This is a genomic window from Massilia aurea, assembly GCF_024753205.1.
GTDB lineage: Bacteria > Pseudomonadota > Gammaproteobacteria > Burkholderiales > Burkholderiaceae_D > Telluria > Telluria aurea.
In genome coordinates this window covers 1-764 of record NZ_JANUGZ010000034.1, presented here as the reverse complement: position 1 = coordinate 764, position 764 = coordinate 1, and the positions used below count along the sequence as shown (strand labels likewise).

Annotated in this window: 1 protein-coding gene; it reads right to left on the bottom strand. The window is 52.2% G+C overall.

Annotated elements, in window-relative coordinates; translation table 11 throughout:
* Positions 1-136: 136 nt before the first annotated feature.
* Positions 137-487 (bottom strand): copper-binding protein, encoded by a 351-nt coding sequence (locus tag NX775_RS23920; RefSeq protein WP_307732431.1) that lies wholly within the window; start codon positions 485-487, stop codon positions 137-139.
* Positions 488-764: the final 277 nt, after the last annotated feature.

Here is a 764-nt window from a genome sequence, read left to right as displayed (position 1 = left end):
CGAACGCGAACGAAGCGAGTGCGATTTTCGAGATTTTCATATTTACTCCTTGGTTGGTTGCAAACATACTCATCACATCTCATTGCTGCCGGCATCGACGCTGAGTTCGGACGACGACGCCTTCTACTGCTCTAACTTAGTCTTGAACTGCCAACTGCGTGACAACGTATCGTCCCTCAAGCTTTTCGGCGACAAACTTGATTTTGTCGCCTGCCTTGAGTACATCGAGAGCTGACACATCCTTCACACCAAACACCATCGTCATGCCTGGCATGCCCAAGTTTTCAAGCGGGCCATGTTTGATAGTGAGGCGACCGGTGTCTTTGTCTACTTTCTTAATTTCGCCATCGGACATAGCTGTCTCCTGGCCAGCGACGGCAGTCTCTGCATGATTTCCGTGGTCATGCGATTGGGCCATAGCGCTATTAACAGTGATGAGCGCAAACGTAGCTGCTGCGATGTGGGCGACGATTTTTGCGATTTTCATTTGGTATCTTTTCTTTCAAATTAGATTAGCTGTCGTTTTCTGACCGCTAGTGACGACTTCCGATTCGGTTACCTTACTTAGCAACCCTAATTACGGTCAGTGCCCGGAGTGGCCCGACGGTTTGCGGACGTTAAACTCTACGTTCTGCGCTGGCTTCGGCGCAGGCATAGACTGCCCACCGGCCGACGTACTCCTGACCGCTTCAAGCGGAGCGCCACTCCATTCGTAGGCCAGGGCACCGGCTGGGTGCTTGTACCAACCCGGGTCGCTGTAATCG

What these genes read in the sequence shown, in the direction of transcription:
- NX775_RS23920 (WP_307732431.1), bottom strand. Translation starts at nt 487, where the DNA reads ATGAAAATCGCAAAAATCGTCGCCCACATCGCAGCAGCTACGTTTGCG.